We start from the raw sequence: 22,668 nt of genomic DNA, 5'->3' as shown, positions 1-22,668 counted from the left end.
GCAGTAACATCTAATACTGCGCGCTATTTTATGATACTGCGCCTAACTAAGTATCGCCCAATTAAGTGTGCCGTCATTATATATGGTTATGACGCTGATGGATACAAGGGCTGTGAGCAGATATTTGCCGACGTAAAAACAGCGCTGAACGTGTTAAAATAGCGCCTATACCCTTAATTTAACAGCTGTTTCGTGATATCAATAAACGCAAATAGCTGCCAACCTGCATCCTCGATTTGTTCTAAAAAATACGCATTCTTTCTAAGCAAACCCATTTAAGTACCATAAGAGACTCTGCATGACCGTCAACACCTCTGCCCCGCACGCTCGTATTAGCCATCCTGCGCCCGCAACAGATACCGCGTCCAAGCAGCCTTTATCCAAGGCAAGCGCTGCCAAATCTGCAGACGCCGATCAGCTACTTATCGGCGATACTGTTTATCATTTGGCCGATCACACGCCGATGATGGTGCAATATCTAACCATGAAAGCCAACTATCCACAAGCGCTGCTGCTATACCGGATGGGTGATTTTTATGAGCTGTTTTTTGATGATGCCAAGCGCGCCGCACAGATATTAGACATCACGCTCACGCGCCGCGGCACCGACAAAGCAGGCAATACCATTGCCATGGCGGGTGTGCCGTTTCATGCCGCCGACAGCTACATGGCGCGGCTCATCGCGGCAGGTCAGACAGTGGTCGTCTGTGAGCAAGTGGACGACGCATCAACCGATGCAGCCAGTCCCTCATCCGCCCCATCGGCGATGGGCGATAAGCAAAAAAAGAGTAGCAAGGCCACTGGTATCATGCGCCGTGAGGTGGTCAAAACGCTGACCGCAGGCACCATCACGGATGACGCGCTGATCGCGCCCAACCACACACCGACCGTGGTGGCAATCGATATCGCCCAGCCGCGCGCAAACAGCAAGCAGCCACTACAGGCCGCCGTCAGTCAGCTCGACTTAGCCGCCGGCACCTTGACCACTCAGAGCCTGAGCGCCAATCATGACGATTACGATGACCTACAAACACAGATGCTGACGGTGCTTGCCCGCTTCGCCCCTAGCGAATGTATCATCAGCGAAGCACTGAGCGATGCTACTGGCAGTGCTGATACCGACTGGCCGCTATGGCTGCGACAACACCTGGACTGTCCGATCATCGAGGTAGCTGCCAATGACTTTCACCGCGCCCATGCCGCAAACACCCTTTGTCAGCAATTTGGGGTGCAGCGTCTCGATGGGCTTGGTATCCATGACGCGCCGCTTAGCCAGTCTAGCTGTGCCGCCTTGATTCATTATGCGCAGCAAACCCAGCAGCGTCACGTGCCGCAGGTCAATCAGCTTATCGTCGAGTTTAGCGATGATTACTTGATCATCGATGCCGGTAGCCAGCAAAACCTTGAGCTGTTTGCTCCAGTCAGTAGCAGCGGCACATCGCTGGTCTCGGTCGTGGGTCACTGCCAAACGCCGATGGGACGCCGCCTGCTGGTGCAGCAAATGAAACGCCCCTTGCGCCAGCATGCGCGTATCAATATGCGCCTAGACGCCATAGACAAACTTTTGCAAGCAGACAGCCCAGCTGACAGCAGCAAGCACAGTCGTCCGCATCTACAACCTCCCTCATTGGTCAGCTATATACGCGACACGCTAAGCGCCATCGGTGATATCGAGCGCATCACCAGCCGCATCGGCCTGATGAGCGCCAAGCCGCGAGACTTGCGCAAACTGGTGGACGGTATCAACAGCAGCGCGCAGCTGACTACCTTATTAGAGCAAGCAGGCATCCACCACGAGCAGGCAGGACTGCTGGCCATGCTCATGCAGCAACTGCCCGCGCAGCTACCTGAGGTACAATCCGTCGCCGAGCTGATCGAGCGTGCCATTATCCCAGAGCCGCCTGCTCATATCCGCGATGGCGGTATGCTGGCAGCAGGCTATGACGCCGAGTTTGATCGCCTCACACACCTGCATGACAATATCCAAGTGACACTAGATGAGATGGTCGCGCGCGCCCGTCAGGACAACCAGCTACCCAGTCTAAAAGTCGGGTTTAATAAAGTCAGCGGCTTTTATTTTGAGCTGCCCAAAATGCAAGCCAAAAACGCACCCGCGCACTTTATCAGGCGGCAGACGCTCAAGAGTAGTGAGCGTTTTATCACCGATGAGCTAAAGGAAGTCGAGACCGAATATCTAAGCGCACAAAGCTTAGCATTGGCTCGAGAAAAACAGCTATATCATGAGCTGTTGACGATACTCAGTAGTCATTTGGCCGCATTGCAGCAGCTAAGCGCCGCCATCGCTCAAATAGATGTGCTCAGCAACTGGGCGCAGCTTGCGACCTTTTATAATTGGCAACGTCCCGTTATGACTAACGATTCAAACGATGGCAACTTGTTAAAAAACAGCAGCCAGACCCGTATCGACCAGAGCAGTATCGACATCCAGCAAGGCCGCCATGTGGTGGTCGAGGCGGCATTAAACCCCGATAATATCAGCAGCCCAGCCGAGCAAGGCTCAACACAGACTTTTAGCCAAAACCTCAGCCAACACACCAGCAAACCTGCGCGCGCCCATGCCTTTGTCGCCAACGACTGCGCGCTGGGCAGTGCCAATACTAAAGAAGGACATCCTGAGCGCCTGCTGATGATCACAGGCCCCAATATGGGCGGTAAATCCACCTATATGCGCCAGACCGCTCTTATTGTCTTGCTCGCGCACTGTGGCAGCTTTGTGCCAGCAGCCAGCGCGCGCATCGGTGATATCGACCGCATCTTTACCCGTATTGGCTCGGCTGATGATCTGGCAGGCGGCAAGTCGACCTTTATGGTCGAGATGATCGAGACGGCCAATATCTTAAACCAAGCGACCGATAAATCACTGGTGCTCATGGATGAAGTCGGCCGCGGTACCGCCACCACTGACGGGCTGGCCATCGCCCACGCCTGTGTCAATAGGCTGCTTGAGATCGGCTGCCTGACCCTGTTTGCCACCCACTACTTTGAGCTGACACAATTGGCTGCACAAAATCAAGGTATTCGTAACGTCCATGTCGCCGCCAGCGAAGTCGACGGTCAATTACTACTGCTGCACCAAATCCGTGATGGCGCGGCCAGCTCTAGCTTTGGCCTCCATGTCGCCAAGATGGCTGGCATTCCGCCATCGGTGATTGGTGACGCCAAACGCTACTTGCGCGATCATCCAACGATGGTGGCGAATACTCAAAGCATTGATGACGCTCAAGCCGTTGATGACAAAAGCGACTTAGCTAAGTCGCGAACGGATAATTGCCAGCTTGACGATCAAAGACCGCTGACCACCATAGAAGCCAACCCTCTAAGCCATGAGCAAGCAGTAGCAGATATTCCACAGCAAAATCAGTTATTTAGCTTAAAAGATGAGCTGGCGGCCATCAATCCTGACAATCTAACGCCCAAACAAGCGCATGACCTGCTCTATCATCTTAAGGATATCATTAGTCACTAAAGGGAATTGTCAAATCAGCATAAAGGCGCTAAAATGTTGCTTGTTTTTAGTCAATCTAGTTTTTTAGTTACTCTAGCCCTTATGGTGCATCATTAGGCAGACTGCCGCGACGATTGAGTATCGCGATCGCCGTCATACTCGCCGCGGTAGGCGCTGACGATACAGGCACCATATCAGCCAAATCAATAACAGGTAGACATCACTATGACCTTTGTCGTTACAGATAACTGCATTCTTTGCAAATACACCGACTGTGTGGAAGTCTGTCCTGTGGACTGCTTTTATGAAGGACCAAACTTTTTGGTCATCGACCCTGATGAGTGCATCGACTGCGCGCTGTGTGAGCCTGAATGCCCTGCCAATGCCATCTTCTCAGAAGACGAGGTGCCGAAGGGGCAGGAGATGTTCACTCAGCTAAATGAAGAGCTGGCGCAAAAATGGCCAAACATCACAGAGATGAAAGAGCAAATGCCAGAAGCTGCCAAATGGGACGGCGTGGAAGGTAAGATTCAGTATTTAGAGAAGTAATTAGCTCTTTAAGAGTTTCTCAATACATTGAGCCAATAAAAAACCACCGAGCGGCAACTGCTGTTCGGTGGTTTTTTTATCATAACTACTGACAAGCTTGTGGTAGATATGCGTCTTTGATACCCGCACTTGCCTGACATTGCCATGTCCCATCCGCTAAATAATCAAGGCTAAGCGTCTGCGCTTGCAAATAAGGCAGGTTGTGAATACGACAGGTAATAGCATTTGCTGTCGTACTGCCAGCCAGCGGTGCTGTGACACTAAACTGACAATATTTGGTCTGGGCTGGCATATTTAGCCCACGAGGACTAAAATCTGTCACTCCTGCGCCATTGTCAATCAGTGTGCGATATGGCATTTGATACTGATTTATTTCTTTATAAATAGTCATGATCTGGGTCTTTCTGACCTGCGTCTGATAGCTGACGGTCGCTGTTGCTGCCAAGATACCGATGATAGCGACGGCGATCATTAGCTCTATCAAAGTATAGCCAGATTGCGCGCTGCCGGATTGTGTCAGGTGACGATTTGCGGCAGTATTATATTGATACTTCATAGCATTATTATCAATTAATGTGATAATTGCTATGGTGCAGAGAGTGTGCCAGTTAGGTTTGCGGCGATTAGCCAGTGATTAAACGCAAAAAAGCCAAACAGTACGTTTGGCTTTTTTGCGTTTAATCAGACTTTGCATACACTAGACATTTTGTTCAGCCTCTTGCCTTGTACGATATGAGCTAAGTTAAGAGCCTAGCCTACGCTTGCTAATATTTATTTTTTAGTAATTACAGTCAACTCGCCTATACTACATGATTTGTTTTCAAACTTTTCGTCTACATTGCTAACGCATTTCCAGTTGCCATCTTCATCGCGCACAAGTTGTACTTGCTTTCCGTTGATACCTGGGTTACCACTATCAAATGTAACCTGAATAGCACCTTTACCATCACCTCTATCTTCAATCTGGACAGTACCAAATGATGGGCTAACAATACCTAAGTCCTGAGGTCTTTCGCCACGTACAGCAGGTACTTCAACAGTCTTTCCGTCTTCTTCTTTTGTTGTGGCGTCTTTAGGTTCTGTTTTCCCATCTGGAAACTCACCATATTCCATAACGTATTCTTCTAAGCCAGTCTTATTGGCCGTTATGGTAGATACTGCCGCGGCAATATTGGCACGACCGACATAGTTCTGATACTGAGGAATAGCAATCGCCGCTAGGATACCGATGATAGCAACCACGATCATTAATTCGATTAGGGTAAAACCTTTTTGAGCGTTCATAAGAACTCCTTGAGAGAGGATAAAGATAACGGATATTCGCTCGCGCTATCTCTCGTTATGTTAGGTATTGGATATAGTGTATTGGTCTTTCGTGCCCTAGTAGATGCATATAGCGTGCCAATATCATTAGTCACAGTAGATATATGTGCTAAGTGCTCAATTTTTATCGCTATTTATCGATATTTTCGTGCAGTCACTTACCGTACTGTTATCTACTGACACTAATTGTTACGCTAAGCATACCTAAAAGTGTCAGTTTATGTCAATGGTGGCTATTTTGGCTCACGATAACTGACAATAATTGTCACAAAAGAGCATCCGTACTGACTATTTCCATTCATCTCCTGTACCACAGGTTGTGCCCCGACATTTATAGCCGCGATAGTCCAAGGACAGGTCGCCATCGTCTGCCATACGAGTATCGTCGATGGGCGATGCGGTGATGGTCCATTCGGAGGTCAACGGATCACTAAAGCTAATGGTATATAGCGCTGTGCCTTGACGCGGAAAGCTACCACCCAACCCTACGATTAATGCATTGCTATATCGCCCTTGCGCCAGCTTTCGGCTCTCAATCTCAGAGGCGATGTTTTGTAACTCGCTCATCATATCGGTACGATGGCCTTTTTCGATATAGCCCTGATAGCTCGGAATAGCGATAGCGGCGATGATACCGATGATAGCGACGACGATTATCAGCTCGATGAGGGTAAAGCCACGCTCATGACTTATCTGCCTATTCTGTCTATGTGTGCTTGTTATCATTACCATGCTTGCGCGCCCTTTCCACAGTCTTCTGCACCAATGGTGATACTACTTGCTGTCTTACATCTAATACCTGAGCTGGTCAGCATGATATGGCTGCCTTTTTCAATATAGCGATCAGGATTGGGCGTGGCCAGCATTTTCCATGTGCGGCCTGTGACATTATCGACGCCTGAGCCTGTGACTAGGCTTTTGGGCGTTTTTGTCGTCGCGCCATCCACTAGAGTAATTCGATAGGTATAATCATCGCCACTACCTGCGGGCACATTGATAATGGTGTTATCCGTATCTGCATAACGGTAATCAGTATCACCGTTACTATCTACTATTTGAGGAACGAACCCTTTATAGGTTAGTGCACTTGAGCGCCAGCGCTCTAGCTCCACTTGTAGACTCAGCATCTTGGCCTGAGTGTCGCGCTCAGCGTTGACAATGACGTAGCGTCGATAGCTAGGGACAGCAATCGCCGCTAAAATTGCCATGATAAACACCACGATCATCATTTCAATAAGTGTAAAGCCTTGTTGCGATGTCGCATTCCGACTTGAGACAATACGACGCAACGGCCATAAGCGACTGTCATGGTTAGTCATTGTCAGACCCCGATAGCTGCTCATACCATCTGGTCGTAAGCAAGCGATAATCCATGATACTGACATTACCGCCGCCAGAGCCGCTAGCGTTGACATTATCAGCTTCAATACTGGAGCCAGCACAATTGCCACCAGGACAGTTGGTATCTAGTCCTGATTCATTATTTGACGGCCAAGCGCCACCGAAATCGATACGGTTGTTAGCGTCAACCAACTCACTAAACGACTGAGTACCCAGCATGATGCGTGTTGTGGGGTTTTCTGGATTAAAGGCACCAAACGCCAGCTCTTGAATGCCTTTACCTGCGCGTACAAAGCCACCAGTACCATTAAGAGAATTATCCGTTTTTTCCGGATCCTCTTGTTCACAAATACCATATGGCAAACAGTACATCTGACGCTCGGAGCCACCGATGATCTGCGCTGCACAGCCACTCGTCTCATCATACTTCATCTCTGGGCTATACGCTGTCATATAATACAAACCGCCGATAGCCATACCATCACCCATGGCTTTTACGTTTTTCACATTATTATTGCCGTCAAACTGCATTAATGGATAAAACCAACCTTGTTTGGTTGCGACATTGGGTCGCATCGGCGCTTTTACTCCTGACTTGGTCGCACTGGTATCATTTTTATTGAACGGTAGCTCCACTAAGTCATCTGAAGTGAGATCTTTAGTGGTTAAACTAACCTTATCGTCTTTTCCATACAGCCCGGGACTGGCGATATCTCGATCAATAATGCCAAACAGACGATCGGACTGCGCAGGTATCGTATTGCGTAGGCGTGATATTGGGTTGCTTCTATCACCAGAGGCGATATTGACCAGTGCAAATAAAACACTGTTGTCCTTATAAAAGCTCACAGAGGGCTGGCCATAAAAACGGCGCTGTAGCCCCTCTTCAACTAATGAGCCTGAATTGCCATCGAGCACCTTAACAATGCGCCGTGTAAATTTATTGATACCTATACTGCCGCTGATAGCCTGCCCATTACGCAAATCTACGCGGAATAGCTGGCCACCCAAGTCACCAAAATACAGATGATCGATCATACCGTCATCATCACGATCCAAAGTCGTGATCTTACTGACCACGCTGTGCTTCATCTCTGGCACTTGAATGTGTTTGCCAGAGGCACCTGAGGTTCGACCTGATATTGACCAGATTACGTCTCCTGTTTTTGCATCTGCGATGTAGACGGCATTGCCATCTGCCATTTTTTTATTACAATCCTCAAACTTATTATCTGGGCTATTTAGCTTAAATGTTGGATCTTCGTAGCATTCATCATAACCACCACCGAAGATAATCACATCCTTGATGCTGTTTTTACCTGTGCCCACCTTTATCTTGCCAGATACTGGCTCACTCCACACTTTACCCAACGCTTGATAGCCGTCAGTATTGTTATTGATGCTAAATAGCATTTTTGGACTGTCTAGCTTACTCAAATCTAAACCATAGAGTCCTTTACCACCTTGGCGTAGCCCACCATAGACATAGACCTTGTCGGCGATGATTTTGCCCGATGACTCAGAGTTTGGCGAGCTAAAGTCATACTTATAGCTACCTTGTGCCGACCAGGGCGCATCGACACCAAATACAGGGGCATCTGCGATAGTGCCTTCAGGCTGCAAGGCTTCAATTTGCTTATTAAGAATGGTCTTTGGAATAAACGCTAGGCTTTCTTGGCCACTATCTGCTGATGCGATATGCAAGGCCCCTTCCATCGAGCCAAACATCACATAATCATCTCGGCTGCTCTCATCAGTGGCCACCATACCTGCATCGGCATCTATTTTTCCATCGCCATCACTGTCCTTGTCATTGGCGTTGATGTTGGCACCATAAGAGATGAGGGTCGGTCTAGAGTGAATGACACCGCCTAGCACTTTTATATCACCTGGTGGGTTGGAAATGATAGCTTCAAGCGCTGCTTGTACATCGCCTGTATCATCGATACGCTTTGCTTCGGCCTCCGTCGGACTGGCATCGTAACCTAAGAAACTGAGTAAGTATAATTTGGTTAAAGTACTGTATGAGGTATCAAGTTTATCAAACCCTTGTAGTGTGCCATTAGTAACGCCTACTTTGAGCAGCTGGATATCGCTACCCACCGTGTTTTCGACATAGACATTACGGGTGCTATTATTGCCCGCTTTTGGTGTCTTTAGCTGAGCATAAAACCCGCCTGCGGTGATTCTATTGTTTACATTGATACTGTCGCCAGCATCGTTGATGATGGTCTCATTCTTAGTACTCCAAATATCTTGAGCATCTGGATTGAGGTCATCGGGGAAGCCATCGCCATCTTCATCAAAGTACAAGCGTTTATTATCTTGACCGAACAAAGTCGCTTGCTTGACATTGTACTTTTTTAGATTGCCTGGCCATATCGCCAGATTACTACTGACCTTAGGCTCTAGCATAGGTAGATAAGCATAGGGTTTGACCCCTAAGCTGCTGAGCGGATCGGCAGGTACCGTAATAGTGCCTGCTGGCGTACTTGGTAAATCTGCTTTTAGGTCTTCGATGAACGATAGCACGCTGCCGACGATATCGTTGGTATCTTTAGCAAAATAAAAACCGCCTTGTCCGTAGCCACCAACATCATCGTAAATGCCCGATTCCATACCTAGGTTGCATGCGTTGCGCGCGTCAGGGTTGTCAGTAGATATCGCTGAGCAGTCGTAGTATTTTTTGTTATATTTGTAAGGCGCGCCATTACTGTCTGTAAACTTGCTGATGGTAATCTCTTTGGCAGTATAATTATCAGGGTTATCCACTGTATTGAAATCGGCACCAAATCCAACCATAGCGGTTTTTACATTACCTTTGGTACGTAGCTGCTTAGCAAACTCGCCCATACATTGCCATTGATCATTTGATTGACTACCATCTAATAACCCTCCTTCACTTTCACTGGGACAGGACAATATTGACGTGTTTAGTGCTGTACCCATCATATTTCGTACTGCTGTCCTACTTACAGAGTTTGGAGCACCGTCAGTTAGTAGATAGACGCCTTTTTCCCCGCACTCCTGCGTCTCGGGCGCCTTATAAGACTTACTTCTCCCACTACCGCTAACGATATCACTATCAGAAGTATCTTTCATACCACTATAGTCATCACCCTCATAAGTGCTATTGCCGAGCATATAAGCCCCAGCATCTGCATATGCTGAAGCCAACGGCGTACCCCCTGAAGGACTTAAGCCTTTTAAGAAATCTTTGATCTCTTGTTTTTGAGCTGTATCTAGAGGTTTAGCTGCTACTCTAATTCGGCCTTGTTTGCTACCACCATAACCAAAAGCGCCCACTCCCATAATAATGTCTTCATTTAGGTTTGGAAAAGCAAGCAGCTCTATCAGCGCCAGCTTAAGCTTCGACATACGGTCGTAAACTCTTTCAGAGCCTATCGTGCAATATTCTAAACTAATACCATCTGAACTAATTCTAATAGGATTATAGGTACTGGCAGTACTATTAATGTTGCTTATGTCACTATCTCTCATAACGCAAAGCTGATTATCTTTGCCTTTCAGATCTTTTACAGTATATTTATCTATCCATCCGTCCTTATTAAGGTTTGACGGCACATCATTGCGATTGAAGTAGTAATAATAATCATAATAACAACCATATCTATTGCACCCTCTAAATTCAGATGCTCTATAAACACGAACTTCCTCAAAGGTAAGGTCTCTTATAAAACTATAGTCTCCTTCCATACTACCGGACTTATCGAGCATCAAAGTCAGCGTCGGCTTATTTGATTCGCTGCTAGGTTGGTAAATAGTCAAGTCACCAAGCTCGTTGTAGCTTGCGTTACCACTGGCATCATAGGCAGTGCCAGCATGAGTTATTGCTGAAGGTGCCATAAGAGCACCTACCGCTAGCATAATAGCAGTTGGTCGAAACTGTTTTAATAAAGGCGTAGTAGATCGAATGAGCTTCATATTAGATTCCTGCTATATACTAGTTATAAATCTGACCTAAGTTAACCTATTAGCTAAGCTATGTTGCCAGTCGGCGTTAAGCTCAATAGCTCTTGGCATGCTTTAGAGATCTTTCCGTCACCTTCTCCATAACCGTCATCTATACAGTTTTCAGAATTGACATCGTTCTCTAGCTTGGCTTCTTTGACTAGCACTTTGGCTGGTACGCCTATCTTCGCTAGACACTCGTTTCGGGTCTCACCAAAATAGATGTTTTGGGTAGAGTCATCTTCATCTACTCCAGCTACAAATGATGCGGCGTTTTCGCTGGGCTTTTTGAGACACTCAGTGATTTTATCGTCTGATACGTTTGATAAAGCTGGCAAAAATGAGGTGGAGTGTATCCGAAAGCTTGGCGAGCTACTGGTAGCGTCATCTGAATTAATGGTTATCTCTAATGGTACATTACCAAAAGGGGTGACTGGTAATGACTGGGTATTTGGCCTGGTCACTGACACCTGAGTCATGACGTTTTGACGAGCGTTGACAAAGTCATTGGCTTCACTAGGACGACAAAAACCACCTGATCCTGCGCCGCCTATCAGCTTACTTTGACCAGATGGAGTATTAATAGTTGCCTCTGACATCTTAAAAAAGTAGTTTTGGCGTGGACGATAGCAAAACAATACCTGATCCCCACGGTTCGAGGTGGCGCCAGTATTTAAAAAATAACCAAAGAACCCAAGAGAACCAAGGATATTGGCTTTTTCGCTACTATAATCTGGATCATTAATGATATTTTCGATATTTTTATTTGCGGTATCTGAGGTATTTAAAAGTAAAGTGTCAACCTGATCGCTGGTTGCAAGACGTAACGAAGTCATACTGTTTCGCACAGCTATAGCACCCACGACCACAATCAACAGTAAAAACATGAGAACCACAATTAATGTCGCCCCGTTTTGCGAGTTTGCTAACTGACATCTAGGATACTGATTCATAATATGATTACCAAAGCAAGACAAGTTTAAATAGCAGGTTTATTTTCATCCATAACACTTATATTTCTTAACGTTACATATGACTCTACTACTGTACGCAAATACTTTTTACTTAAACCATCGTTTAAAGTAGAGCTTTTACCCAGTACGCTGAATTCGGATGGCCCTTCTTCATTCAACGCGGCATTTTCAGAACGCAAAATCAAACCGTACTTTATACCTACAATAGGTGGTTGTTTATCGAAGTCCAAATCTAAGTAGTCCTTTACAGTATAGTACTGTAATTGGTTACCTTCTCGCGTCGATAGTAATATGTCAAAATAGTCTACATTAGTCATAATTTCTTGACCGGCATCGCCAAAATCTCTGATTGCGTTGCGTGTCTCAAACTCAACAGACTTAGGTAATTTTTCATCTGGTTTGCTTTGTTCAGTATACTCATCCATAACTTCGGTAATATACTTACCTGCGTCACAATACAAAGACAGCTCTGTAGGCTTCGAATCGTCTGGTGCCTTAAGATAGAAACGTTCTATAACAACTTGGCCATCAATAGCTTCCTTTACACCACCGATAGTCACTTGTCTTGGACCCAAAGCCAATTTACCTTCACAGTCATACATATCCTGAGGAGCACGATATTGAATGGTCAGCTGACCGCTTTTCAAGTTCGTATTACTCGCTCCAGTCCACTCATTTGTCTTTGTGCCCACCGTCTGATCGCCAGTACGCGTTAATAAAGACACTTTTACAGGAGCGCCACCTAAAGTGATGTTTTTTGGTACTTTTGGATCATCTCCTAAGTCTTTAGGATTACGAAAGTTATCTAATGCTTTATTTCCCTCTTCATCTTCTAACGCGTTTTCAGCACTGGTTAGTACAATACCAGAACCAGGCTGATCTGCTGCAACTTCATCTGCTAACCCCAAATTTGCAAGACGCAACTTTCTTTCAATAGTAGGCAGATTAAAGGTTGCATCTTCAACCAGTTCTGAAGCGCTTACTTGAATTCCTGCTGTTTTTGCATTAATCATGTAAACCTGTACAGCTGCCGCAGACACTAGCAAACCCAAGAACAGCGATATCATGAGCTCTATTAAGGTAAATCCCCTTTGATATATATCACAGTCACGAAACGGTGAGGCTCTCATCAATAAGACTCCATTATCAAGCAATTCGCTCCTGCTTTGTAGGCTCCACTACTGTTGCCACAAGCGTTGTCTTCGCTATCGTCTAACACAGGTAGCGTCTTACCCCATGAGGTAATAATACATTGTCTAGCATTAATATCAGCCATATCTGGACAAGTGGTCATATTTAGCATGATATCTTGTTCACAGCCTAAACTAGCTGCCTGCCATGCATTCAATTGTGCTATCTCTTCGGCACTGCAAGCGTCTGATTTACAGCTATCTTGGTCGAAACGACTACTTGCCTGTGCCACTTTAGTACAATACTCAGTGATATTAGTTGCGCCTTGGTTCAGGGTATTTAACTCTGTCATAAAGTCATCAGTGGCTAAGGTATTCAAACGCATATTCTCCGATAGTTGTTTTGACATACTCATAGCGCGGCTACGTACTAAGCTTTCATCCGTAGCACTCAATGCATTTAGCTGCAACGCACTAAACCCTAATACAGCAACAGCCAATAATAACAAAGCTACCATAACCTCTACTAAGCCTACTCCGCGCTGATTATCTAACTTAATCATGAACAGGTTCCTCCTGCTACGCTACTTATATTAGCCGCTGTAGTAACGATAACCTGCATTGTAGTAGCTGAATAGTTATCACATACATTCAAAGTGACAGCATCTGCACGCTTAGACGGACTAAATGTAATCGAAGTTTCATCTGCTTTTATAATACTTTTCGAGCTATAGCTATAGCTTGCAACCTCAACCGGACTATCTTCCTTAGTTTTTATAGCTATCGAATGGTTACTAGCATCGAAGCTAAACTCCAAAGCCTGTCTACGAATAACACTTTCAGCTTTCGCTTCTTTCAATGCGCTCACTAGAGTAGCAGTTGTCGCTTTCACTCGCTGGTTCTCCAACTGCGTACTAATGCTAGGCGCCGCGATACCAACAATAATAGCAAGCACAGCAATCGTCACCATCAGCTCAATCAAGGTAAACCCTGAGCTTCTCATTTGTATTGTAGGCGACAGGCTATTCTTAGAGGCTCTCACATCACATTCCTATTTATAACGTCTACCGTCTGTCTCATAACCATCCATTTGCCAATAGTCAATCTAAAAGACCTCGTAACTCTTACCTACTAAGACACTTAACTACCAATCAGTAGGGAGAAGTCACATTCTTTTATCGTTCACTATAAGACATGCAATTTTTATTCCATAAAACCACATGCCAGCTACAGAAAAATATATTTTAAATCAGGTACTTAAAAACCAATCGTAGCCTTCGATTAATGTTAGCTAACAAATTTATATATATTGATTTAATAATATAGCGGTTAGGCAACATCTTAGCAACATATTAGTCATTATAGAAGTACCGTCAATACTTTATAAATGACTAACGATACTGACTCCCATGAGCGAGTGCATAGGCAGATAGGTGGTAGCGGTTGGTCGGCAATGAGGACGCGGATGCGGCACTGGTAGCTGGCTTATACAAAGCGTGGCCCAGCGCCTGTAGGCTCGCGCCTGTGGTTGCGACATCATCGAACAGCAGTAAACGTTTAACTGGCGGGGTTTCGGTCAGCACAAAAGCATTATTGAGATTACTGAGGCGCTCAGCGCGTGTCAGGCCTTGCTGGCTGACGGTGTGATCGATACGCCGGACACCTTGCCATAGCGGTATCTGCCAATGCTTAGACAGCTGCGCGGCTAAGATACTGACCGGATCAAAGCCACGTTTTACCAGACGTTGAGGGGTGGTTGGCATCGCGACGATGACAGCATTATCGTGATGGCAGCCATGTGGCCGTGGTAGTTGACGAATCGCATGGAGCAGCAGTGGCAGTTTGCGCATGTCTTCGTCATGCTTGAAAGCGCGAATGGCTTGCCGAATAGGATAGTCATAAAAAGTAGACGCCTGAATGCCCAAGGCGCTGCCAGCTGCGATATCGACTCTAAATGGTTTGGGCAGCCACGTAATACCATGATGACAATGAGCACAGAGCAGACCACGACTCAAGTGACGATGGATATACCGAGCAACCTTACCACGGTAAATATCGGTAAACATTGGAACAGCAATCGGAGGAGCGGCTGTGGGTAGATGAGAAGTCAACAGCTGAGATGGTGCGGTGCTGCGATATACGCGGCATAGCTGGCAGCGTATATCCACATACTCTGCCAGCCATAGTCCAGTTTGATAAGGAGCCAGTCGGCGCATTGCTTGTACTCCTTGGCAGTCAAAGGCCGTCGATCAGGCCTTAAAAACCCTTCCAATCATTTAAGACGATACCAAAACCGATGGAGGTGTTTTCGTGGTTATAGTCGATGATAGACTCGCCATAGCCTTGGAACAGCTGTACATAGCCATTGACATTTTCGGTCAGTGGATAAATGTAGTCGATCTGCGCCGCGCCTTTGTTGGTGCTGGGGTTATAGCGCAACGTGCCGCTTAGGCTTTGCTGATCTGGCAGATCGTATAGGAATTTGATATCACCATAGCCCATGTAGTCTTCGATATCAGAGTTGTCTTCGCTGCTGCTGCTTTCGTTATTGACGCGCGCCCAGAGCCGCGGTACGACCGACAACTTACCCCACTCAGCCCCTGCCATCAGATACGCGCGGTTCCACGAACGCGATAACGGATCATCTTGGCCATTAGAGTGGTGAATGGCACCTGCACCTAGCATACGTAGACGGCCGCCAAAGGGTAAGTCAGCGGTCACAGGCTGGGTCAAAAATATCTCAGGCTGATAGTCGGTGGCACGAAACGGCCGAGAGTTGTCTTCGTTATATACCTGCCAATGCGACTCTTGGGTATAGCCAAACCATAAATCAGCACTACTATCAAACAAGTCCTCTGCCACTTTGGTCTTTAACGACAGCTGAAACTTCAGCTCCGTCTCACGGACATCATTGGACGTAAAAGGCTCGGTGTCTTGTGAAGGACTGCTTGGCCCCAAGTTAGGGTCAAAGGTATAAAACAGCGGCAGTAAGTAGGTTGGACGATAAGGTCTGACGGTCCAAGTGCCGCGCTCACTGTTTTTATCCAAATCATAAGATAGGCTCAGCGGGGTGTACTTTTCGATGTCCGTTTGCTTGACACCGACACTTTCGAGCACTTTGGCTTCTCGTTGGGTCAACCCCACTGTGTCTAGACTCTGCGTATCAGGCGAGGACGCCGCTTGTTGGGGCAGCTCGGCAGCGACGGCGCTGCTATCGGTTGTGATGGTAGAGCTTTCTTCTACAAACACCACTTGCGGGTTGCCTGACAGTGTGCTTTGAAAGGTTTTGGCTAAGTCCACAGGCTGTTTGGTGGTGGTATAGCTCGGCGTTTTGCCTTGCTCTGCCACTTTATCAAAACAAGCCAAACGCGCGGTCGCCAGCTGTACTTCGGTACATTCAGCAAACAGTTCTGCTTGTTTGGCAATAAACTCTTTACTGACCACTTTACGGTTTTGCTTACCTGCCTCTGCGTTCGCTGGTTGCTCAGTATCGGCCTCGCTCTGTGGCACCTCATAATCCTCATACTCAAACGCTGCGTCTGGAACTGGCAGCTCCCGATAGGTTTGCTCGTCCATCGCAGCGTGAGCTTGTAAGGCCGTCAAGCTCAAAGCCACCGCGATTGCAACACATAGATGGCGATGGCTACTTTGACGACAGTTAAGTGATAAGCCACCAGATGGCTGGCTTGAGGCACAGGCTTGCGGTAATTGACGTTGAGTAATGATATGGGCAAACATAGGTGTCCTTTATCTGACCAATAATAAGGTCAGTAGAGTATTTTAGATAATGAATATACCATTAGCATCAGCGCTAATATAAAAACCATTCATTAATGGACATCGAGGGCTGTGCTGACAATTCGCCTAGCCCCTTCAGCATTGTTGCTTTATTGTAATGAAAATATAGACACTATACTAGCGTTATCCTTGCTGCAAATACAGATAATAACACACACAAAAAGACAGATCTCCGTATGAGCTTACTTTGACTAGCAAGAGACAATAGAGGTTACCATTATATCAAGCACCATGTCTGTATAAACAAACAAGATAAACAGACAAAGACATTTAGGGCGTGTCCCTATTTTAAAAATGGTGATAAAAATGAGATAAATCGAAGGCAAACAAGGAAAATAGCGCAGGTAATATCAAGATATTGGCCAGCTATTTGACACCGTTTGCCAAAGATTTAGCCATTTTTAGCCCGTTTAGTCATAAACGCTTGAATTAGGGACACGCCCTAATACCTATAAAAGCAAATAGTTAGTCGGTCACCCTGCCAATCCCAAGGCACCTTACCAAAAAAGCCAAGCTCCTAACATAGTAGGCGCTTGGCTTTTGATTGGCAAAATATACAGCATTAGCTGTTATGTCAGGCGGGTGTTTGAAGGTGAGACATTCACCCTTTTAGCTATTATTCATCCATGTAGATAATTAGCGATTGAGCGCCTCTAAAGTCTGCTCAAATGCCGAACGCCCGATTTCCCCTACTTGCTGATTGACCAGCTGCCCGTCTTGATAATAGAGCAATGCTGGCGGTCCAAATAGCTGATAACGCGCTAAGATGGCTTTTGAGTTCTCTGTCGTCTCTGTGATATCGAGTCTGACCAGCAGCCAGTCTTGCATCTGAGCAGGACGATTGTGAAATAAGTTTTTGTCCATAATACGGCACTCAACACACCACTCTGCTGTCAGATCGACAATGACTTTCGGATTGTCAGCCGAAATAGCATCTAGCTCAGCAAGGGTGGTGATGTGCGCGTCATTGGCGCTATTGCTCGCACCTGTTACACCGTTTGCAGATGTCATCATCATAGGCGCGGCGCTTAAAGAGGCCAGCGGATGCAGACTGTCATCGTTACCCAAAGCGGCACCCACCATCAGACAAGCCGCCCAAATCCCAGCGATTAAGCCCAGCGCTTGGGTTAAGATACGACCTTTACCAAGCCAGCCCCATGCCCATGTTGCCAGTACCATAAACCAAAGCGCCCATACGACCAGCATGACAGGCGAGATAAAGACGCGCTCAATCAGCAGCAGCGCCACAGCAAAAAGCAGCAACGCAAAACCTTGCTTGACCCAGTTCATCCACGCGCCAGCTTTTGGCATGATTTTGCCTTGAGTGGCACCGATTAGGATCAGCGGCGCGGACAGACCGAAACCCAGCATAAATAAAGCGACAAACCCAAGCAGCGGACTGCCAATGGTAGACACCGCCAGCAGCGCGCCAAATAACGGCGCTGAGACACAGGGTGACACCACCAGCGCAGATAAAAAACCAGCGATTAGGCTGCCGCCCGCACTACCAAGCTTACTATCTCCTGCTTGACTCAAGCGCTGCATCTTACTACTGATGGCATTGGGCAAACGAATACTAAAAACACCCAGCATATATAACGCCAAAAGTACAAACACAATGGCAAAGCTGATTAAGATAATCGGGTTTTGTAGCCAACCGATGATGCCCAAAGACTCACCAAACACCGCAATAACCGCACCTAAAATTCCATAAGCGGTGGCTACCCCAATGGCGTAGCTGCCTGTCAAAAGCACACCGCGTTTGACCGTGGGATTGTCTTCACGGGCGACGATATTGGCTACAATGGGTAGCATGGGCAGGACGCAAGGCGTCAATGCCAAGCCCAAACCTGCTAAAAAAAGCAAAGCCAATGCCAGCCATGGATGAGACGCTAGGCCAAAAGGGTCTCTATCCATCGCGCCGATAGCGGCAGTCTCACTACTACTTGAGGCTCGATCAGAAGACTGCTGGGTGTCTGCTATGGGCGCAGCTGCACCGGCAATCTCACCTTCCAATGACACATCGTCTATCAAATCATAGTCGACGACTTCATCATCCATCTGCTCACCAGCAAGGCCGCTGGCACTCTCTGGCGGCGCAGCAGCCGATGATGTGGTTAGCGGCTCACTGATAGTCGCCTCATCTCCAGCGTCAGTATCTACGGTATTAGTATCAGCATTGGCCGCAGTGCTTTTAGCTGTCGCGTCTTGGCCAGTCGCTGATGCATTATTGGCGCGGCTCTGGGAGGGTGCAGCGGCGATACTGACTGTGGTTTTTATCTTCTCTGGTGGATAGCATAATCCTGCTTTGGCGCAGCCCTGCCAGCCAATCGTAATCGCAGCATTGTCTAGAGGCTTGCCATCTGTCGTACTCAGCGTGGTGCTCGCCACTACATTGGCCTGATCAAACACTGGCACGCGGCCAAAGGTCGGATCGTCGATAGAAACGGGCTGCTGATTAAAGGTAAACGGCGCGGCCTTTACCCCATCAGGCAGTGTCAGCTTGAGCTGATTTTGATAAACATAGTGCGCAGGGGTGATATCAAAATTGATCGACAAGCGCGTGCCAGCTTTGGCAGGACTGCTGCTACTGCTGACATCAAAGGCTTCATCAACGGATAAAAACTTTTTTTGTGCACGACTGTCACTGCTACCACCAAACAAATCGCCCAATCCTTCTGCGTGCGCGTGCATCGGCGCGCTTAGCCCTGCTAGCAGAGCGCTGGCACTTAGCACAAGTGCCGATAGATAGGGGCGGTTTTTTACACTGTAATAGGGCGCTTGCTTGGCTTGTTTAGGAGCGATGGTTTCACGGGTAGTCGTGGTCGGCGGCGGTGTTGCTATATGTTCGGGCATGAAAGGCTACCTATTTATTACTCAGAATCGAATCAAAATGTCAGCAACGGCTTAGCGTGGCACTGCGATATCAACTTTGGTCGCCATCTTTTCTGGTGGATAGCATAGTCCTGCCTCAGCACAGCCCTGCCAATGAATAACCACAGGGACATTTTTTGCGCCCTTGCCATTGGCAGTGGTTAAGGTAGTGGTAGCGGTGACACTTTTTTGAGTAAATACAGGCACCTTGCCAAAGTTTGGATCATCAATGGTCACAGGTTTTTGGTTCAAGGTAAATGGCGTGGCATTGATGCCTTTAGGGAAGCGCAGTTTCAGCTGGTTTTTATAAACGTAATGCTCAGGGGTGATATCAAACGTAATCGACAGCTGCGTGCCTTTTTTGGTGGCCTTGCTGCTGCTATCCACGCTAAACGCTTGCTCAACTGGTAAAAACTTTGACGACCCGTTATTGCTGCTGTTAAACAAACCGCTAAGGCTGGCTGCCTGAGCGCTTATGGTTCCCGCTGCTATCAGTGAGCTACTAGCAAGAATGATGGCCGCCGTACGCATGCACGCTGACTGGTATTTTGTCGTAGATGTCAATATACCCATAAATGATACCTCTTAATAACTGATGTCAAACTTGATAATGCAGATTAAATCATGCTCAAAGCAGCAAGCCGCTTATACAGCGCAACATACATTAAAAATAATTATAATATTAATAAATATACCGAGACAGTCTATAGCAAAACGCATTCAACAAAGAGTGGTTAACAAAAATCATAATTTGTGTCACTAATAAAAAATATCAACCAATAAGCTGTTATTGGTTGATATCTGATCATTATAAAAAACTGCAAAGCTTGAGCCTGCTTCTTTCTAAAACTGGCACAGTGCTACTGGAATGAGTTTTTCGTAGCCTCTAGGAGCACAGCCTGCAGGTAAATTTATAGCAGTAGCACGGGTAATATCGGCATATTGACGTCATTTTGGACTGCCTTTATTCTACGCCGAGATACATTGCTTGCCTTGCTATTGTGGACTATAGCTGCGCGTAAATATCCGCATCTTGCCCTTCACCGCCCTGCTGGCCGTCGGCTCCTAATGAAAACAAGTCATAAGGACGGCCTTCGCTGCCTGGAGAGACATACTGCATCTCATTTTCCCAGCCATCTGTCGGATAGCCGCCTTTGATATAGCCGCCTTCGGGATAGTTTTTGGCATCGCTTGGCGGCGTGATCAGTGCCTCTAATCCTTGCGCGGTGGTGGGATAACGCGAGTTGTCGACTTTATACATATCAAGCGCGTTTGAGACAGTGGCCAGCGCGGTTTCAGTGGTTTTGATACGGGCTCTGTCGCTTTGGCCCACCACTTTGGGTACCACAAGGCCTGCTAGGATGGCCAAAATGACAATCACCACCATAATCTCGATCAAGGTAAAGCCGGACTGGCCACTCCGCTTCGCATGAGTGGTATTTATCGGGCTGCTACCTGTATTGTCCATCGTCATCTGTGCTCGGGGGGCGGCTTGGGTTTTTTCAGTCATTATCATCACTTTTATCATCGCAGTTGTGTCAGTTATCAGGGTGCTTAAATGGCGTTTAATGCTTGGCGCTACTTGGTGCATGGTTACCTGATTTGATTTATTTGCCGTTATCTATCGATATTGGCACCATGGTCACTATAGACCATGATTTTATTTTTATCCAGCGCCGCCAGATGACTTGTCTTATGAATTTATCTTTTTTGGCTTTGTATCTTTTTTGGTTTTGTAAACCAGCGGGCAGGCTGTAGAGACACTGACGCTGGTTACTATAGCTTACTACGGGGGTTGGCAGAAGTTTATCCTACTCGCAGTCAACAATGTACAACAGTAAGTAAAGCTTAAGCAAGCTGGCGGGCGTTTAAGCAAGATAGACCCATAGCTCACCGTTATCTAATCGCCCATACAGTCCGCTCAAAATAAGTCTATATCGTCGATTCACCTTAAATTACATAGCGTTTAACCGGCCAAATCATTCATATTGACAATCGGCAGCATCACTGCCATGACGATAATCATCACCACCACGCCCATCAACACCAGCATCAAAGGCTCAAGCAATGACAGTAACGTACTGATAAAGTTGGTGGCTTCGGCCTCTTGCATATTGGCCGCTCGACTGAGCATGTTTTCCAGCTCGCCTGAGTTTTCGCCGCTTTTTATCATCTGCACCATCATCGGCGGAAAATAGGAGGATTTTTCTAACTGCGTAGAGAGGCTGGCGCCTTCTGTAACTCGATCGGCTGCACTCACAATGGTTTGTTTGATATGTAAGTTGGTCGTCACCGCCGCACCGATATGTAGGGCTTCAATCAGCGGCACCCCTGAGCGCACCAATATCGCCAAAGTACTGGCAAAGCGCGCGGCATTGAGTCCCTTAGACAAGCGCGCCAATATCGGTAGCTTGAGTACCAGACTGTCAATGGCCAACTTGCCCGCTTGCGTTTGGGCAAAGCGATAACACAAAAATGCCAGCGCAGCCAATACCAACAGCATCAGCCACCACCACTGAGTGATAAAATTGGACAGTGTGAGTACGATTTGGGTAATCAGCGGTAGCGCTTGCTCTGATTGCTCAAAGACCTTGACGATTTTTGGCACCACAAAACTCATCAAGCCCATGATTACTCCGACCGCCATCACCATCAGCACAATCGGGTAGACCATTGCCCCTTGGATTTTCTTTTGTAAAGCAAAACGGTTTTCGGTGTAATCTGCCAATTGGTTGAGGATCAAATCCAAATGACCAGATTTCTCGCCTGCGGCAATGGTGGCGATATATAGCGGCGGAAAGCTGGCTGCTTGCTGCAGTGCGCGCGCAAGACTCAAGCCTTCTAACACATGAGAGCGCACAGCGAGCATTAAAGATTTGATATGCGTCTTTGGTGATTGTTTGGCGACGGCGGCTAGGGTTTCCTCTAACGGAATACCCGCTGCCAGCAAGACAGACAGCTGACGGGTCAGCAATGCCAGCTCATAAGCGGAGGGTTTTTTATAGCGGTTTTTGTGCTTAGCTTGTCTACCATTGACGGCACTGACTTCCACGGGCGTCCACTGCTTATCACGCAGCTGCTGGCGTATCTGCCGCGCTGAATCGCCCTCGAGCAGGCCTTTTTGCATACTGCCGCGCTCGTCAAGCGCTTTAAAATGATAGGCTGGCATAGCAGCAGATATCCTAAGAAGATCAAAGAGAATGAATGATAAAACAGCGCTCAAAACCTTAGGGTGTGGCTT

General features: G+C 47.1%; 17 protein-coding genes and 1 pseudogene. 2 read left to right on the top strand and 16 right to left on the bottom strand.

All coding sequences use genetic code 11. From position 1 onward, the window contains the following. Nucleotides 1–463: 463 nt before the first annotated feature. Entirely contained in the window at nucleotides 464–3,487 is a 3,024-nt protein-coding gene (mutS, locus tag JFC05_RS03215; protein ID WP_227697384.1) for a DNA mismatch repair protein MutS, read from the top strand. A 204-nt stretch (nucleotides 3,488–3,691) separates the two neighbouring features. Next, complete coding sequence (gene fdxA / locus JFC05_RS03210) at nucleotides 3,692–4,015, top strand: ferredoxin FdxA (protein WP_011279554.1); 324 nt, start codon at nucleotides 3,692–3,694, stop codon at nucleotides 4,013–4,015. An 85-nt stretch (nucleotides 4,016–4,100) separates the two neighbouring features. Here fdxA and JFC05_RS03205 read toward each other — a convergent pair whose 3' ends face one another. The 16 genes and pseudogenes from JFC05_RS03205 to gspF all read right to left on the bottom strand — a co-directional run bounded on the left by JFC05_RS03205 (nucleotide 4,101) and on the right by gspF (nucleotide 22,596). Beyond that, a complete protein-coding gene (locus tag JFC05_RS03205; RefSeq protein ID WP_198335739.1) occupies nucleotides 4,101–4,571 on the bottom strand; it encodes a pilin in 471 nt (156 codons plus the stop codon). Between the two features lie 215 nt (nucleotides 4,572–4,786). Next, nucleotides 4,787–5,299 carry a pilin gene (locus tag JFC05_RS03200; RefSeq protein ID WP_198335738.1) on the bottom strand — a complete coding sequence of 171 codons (513 nt, stop codon included), beginning with the start codon at nucleotides 5,297–5,299 and terminating at the stop codon, nucleotides 4,787–4,789. Between the two features lie 327 nt (nucleotides 5,300–5,626). Next, nucleotides 5,627–6,064 carry a type IV pilin protein gene (locus JFC05_RS03195; protein ID WP_227697383.1) on the bottom strand — a complete coding sequence of 146 codons (438 nt, stop codon included), beginning with the start codon at nucleotides 6,062–6,064 and terminating at the stop codon, nucleotides 5,627–5,629. Then, nucleotides 6,064–6,657, bottom strand: coding sequence for a type IV pilin protein (locus JFC05_RS12875; RefSeq protein WP_198335737.1), 594 nt, complete (start codon nucleotides 6,655–6,657; stop codon nucleotides 6,064–6,066). Before JFC05_RS12875 ends, JFC05_RS03195 begins: the two co-directional genes overlap by 1 nt. Continuing rightward, nucleotides 6,650–10,057 (bottom strand): PilC/PilY family type IV pilus protein, encoded by a 3,408-nt coding sequence (locus JFC05_RS03185; protein ID WP_198335736.1) that lies wholly within the window; start codon nucleotides 10,055–10,057, stop codon nucleotides 6,650–6,652. The genes JFC05_RS12875 and JFC05_RS03185 overlap by 8 nt, the downstream gene beginning before the upstream one ends. A 620-nt stretch (nucleotides 10,058–10,677) precedes the next feature. After that, entirely contained in the window at nucleotides 10,678–11,487 is an 810-nt protein-coding gene (locus JFC05_RS03180; protein WP_198335735.1) for a hypothetical protein, read from the bottom strand. Between the two features lie 143 nt (nucleotides 11,488–11,630). Continuing rightward, entirely contained in the window at nucleotides 11,631–12,638 is a 1,008-nt protein-coding gene (locus tag JFC05_RS03175) for a PilW family protein (RefSeq protein ID WP_420850551.1), read from the bottom strand. Nucleotides 12,639–12,656: 18 nt separating this feature from the next. After that, nucleotides 12,657–12,755: pseudogene (locus JFC05_RS12925) on the bottom strand (PilW family protein); the annotation flags it as partial. Then, nucleotides 12,755–13,318, bottom strand: coding sequence for a type IV pilus modification protein PilV (pilV, locus tag JFC05_RS03170; protein ID WP_198335733.1), 564 nt, complete (start codon nucleotides 13,316–13,318; stop codon nucleotides 12,755–12,757). The gene pilV and the pseudogene JFC05_RS12925, both read right to left, overlap by 1 nt. After that, on the bottom strand, nucleotides 13,315–13,797 hold the full coding sequence (locus JFC05_RS03165; protein ID WP_244658164.1) for a pilus assembly FimT family protein: 483 nt from the start codon (nucleotides 13,795–13,797) through the stop codon (nucleotides 13,315–13,317). Before JFC05_RS03165 ends, pilV begins: the two co-directional genes overlap by 4 nt. A 349-nt stretch (nucleotides 13,798–14,146) precedes the next feature. Beyond that, nucleotides 14,147–14,971 (bottom strand): ComF family protein, encoded by an 825-nt coding sequence (locus JFC05_RS03160; protein WP_198335732.1) that lies wholly within the window; start codon nucleotides 14,969–14,971, stop codon nucleotides 14,147–14,149. Nucleotides 14,972–15,011: 40 nt separating this feature from the next. Further along, complete coding sequence (locus JFC05_RS03155; RefSeq protein WP_198335731.1) at nucleotides 15,012–16,493, bottom strand: phospholipase A; 1,482 nt, start codon at nucleotides 16,491–16,493, stop codon at nucleotides 15,012–15,014. Nucleotides 16,494–17,189: 696 nt separating this feature from the next. Continuing rightward, the gene (locus JFC05_RS03150; RefSeq protein ID WP_198335730.1) at nucleotides 17,190–19,409 is read right to left on the bottom strand and encodes a cytochrome c biogenesis protein CcdA; all 2,220 of its coding nucleotides are present in this window, start codon (nucleotides 19,407–19,409) and stop codon (nucleotides 17,190–17,192) included. A 51-nt stretch (nucleotides 19,410–19,460) separates the two neighbouring features. After that, nucleotides 19,461–20,000, bottom strand: a complete 540-nt coding sequence (locus JFC05_RS03145; protein ID WP_198335729.1) for a protein-disulfide reductase DsbD domain-containing protein — start codon at nucleotides 19,998–20,000, stop codon at nucleotides 19,461–19,463. A 433-nt stretch (nucleotides 20,001–20,433) separates the two neighbouring features. After that, the gene (gene gspG / locus JFC05_RS03140; protein ID WP_198335750.1) at nucleotides 20,434–20,895 is read right to left on the bottom strand and encodes a type II secretion system major pseudopilin GspG; all 462 of its coding nucleotides are present in this window, start codon (nucleotides 20,893–20,895) and stop codon (nucleotides 20,434–20,436) included. 498 nt (nucleotides 20,896–21,393) lie between these two features. Continuing rightward, nucleotides 21,394–22,596, bottom strand: coding sequence for a type II secretion system inner membrane protein GspF (gene gspF / locus JFC05_RS03135; RefSeq protein WP_198335728.1), 1,203 nt, complete (start codon nucleotides 22,594–22,596; stop codon nucleotides 21,394–21,396). Between the last annotated feature and the right edge of the window lie 72 nt (nucleotides 22,597–22,668).

Source organism: Psychrobacter celer, from assembly GCF_016107555.1.
Classification (GTDB): domain Bacteria; phylum Pseudomonadota; class Gammaproteobacteria; order Pseudomonadales; family Moraxellaceae; genus Psychrobacter; species Psychrobacter celer.
Note: the sequence above shows the minus strand (reverse complement) of the source record. Positions and strands in the feature narration are given on the sequence as shown.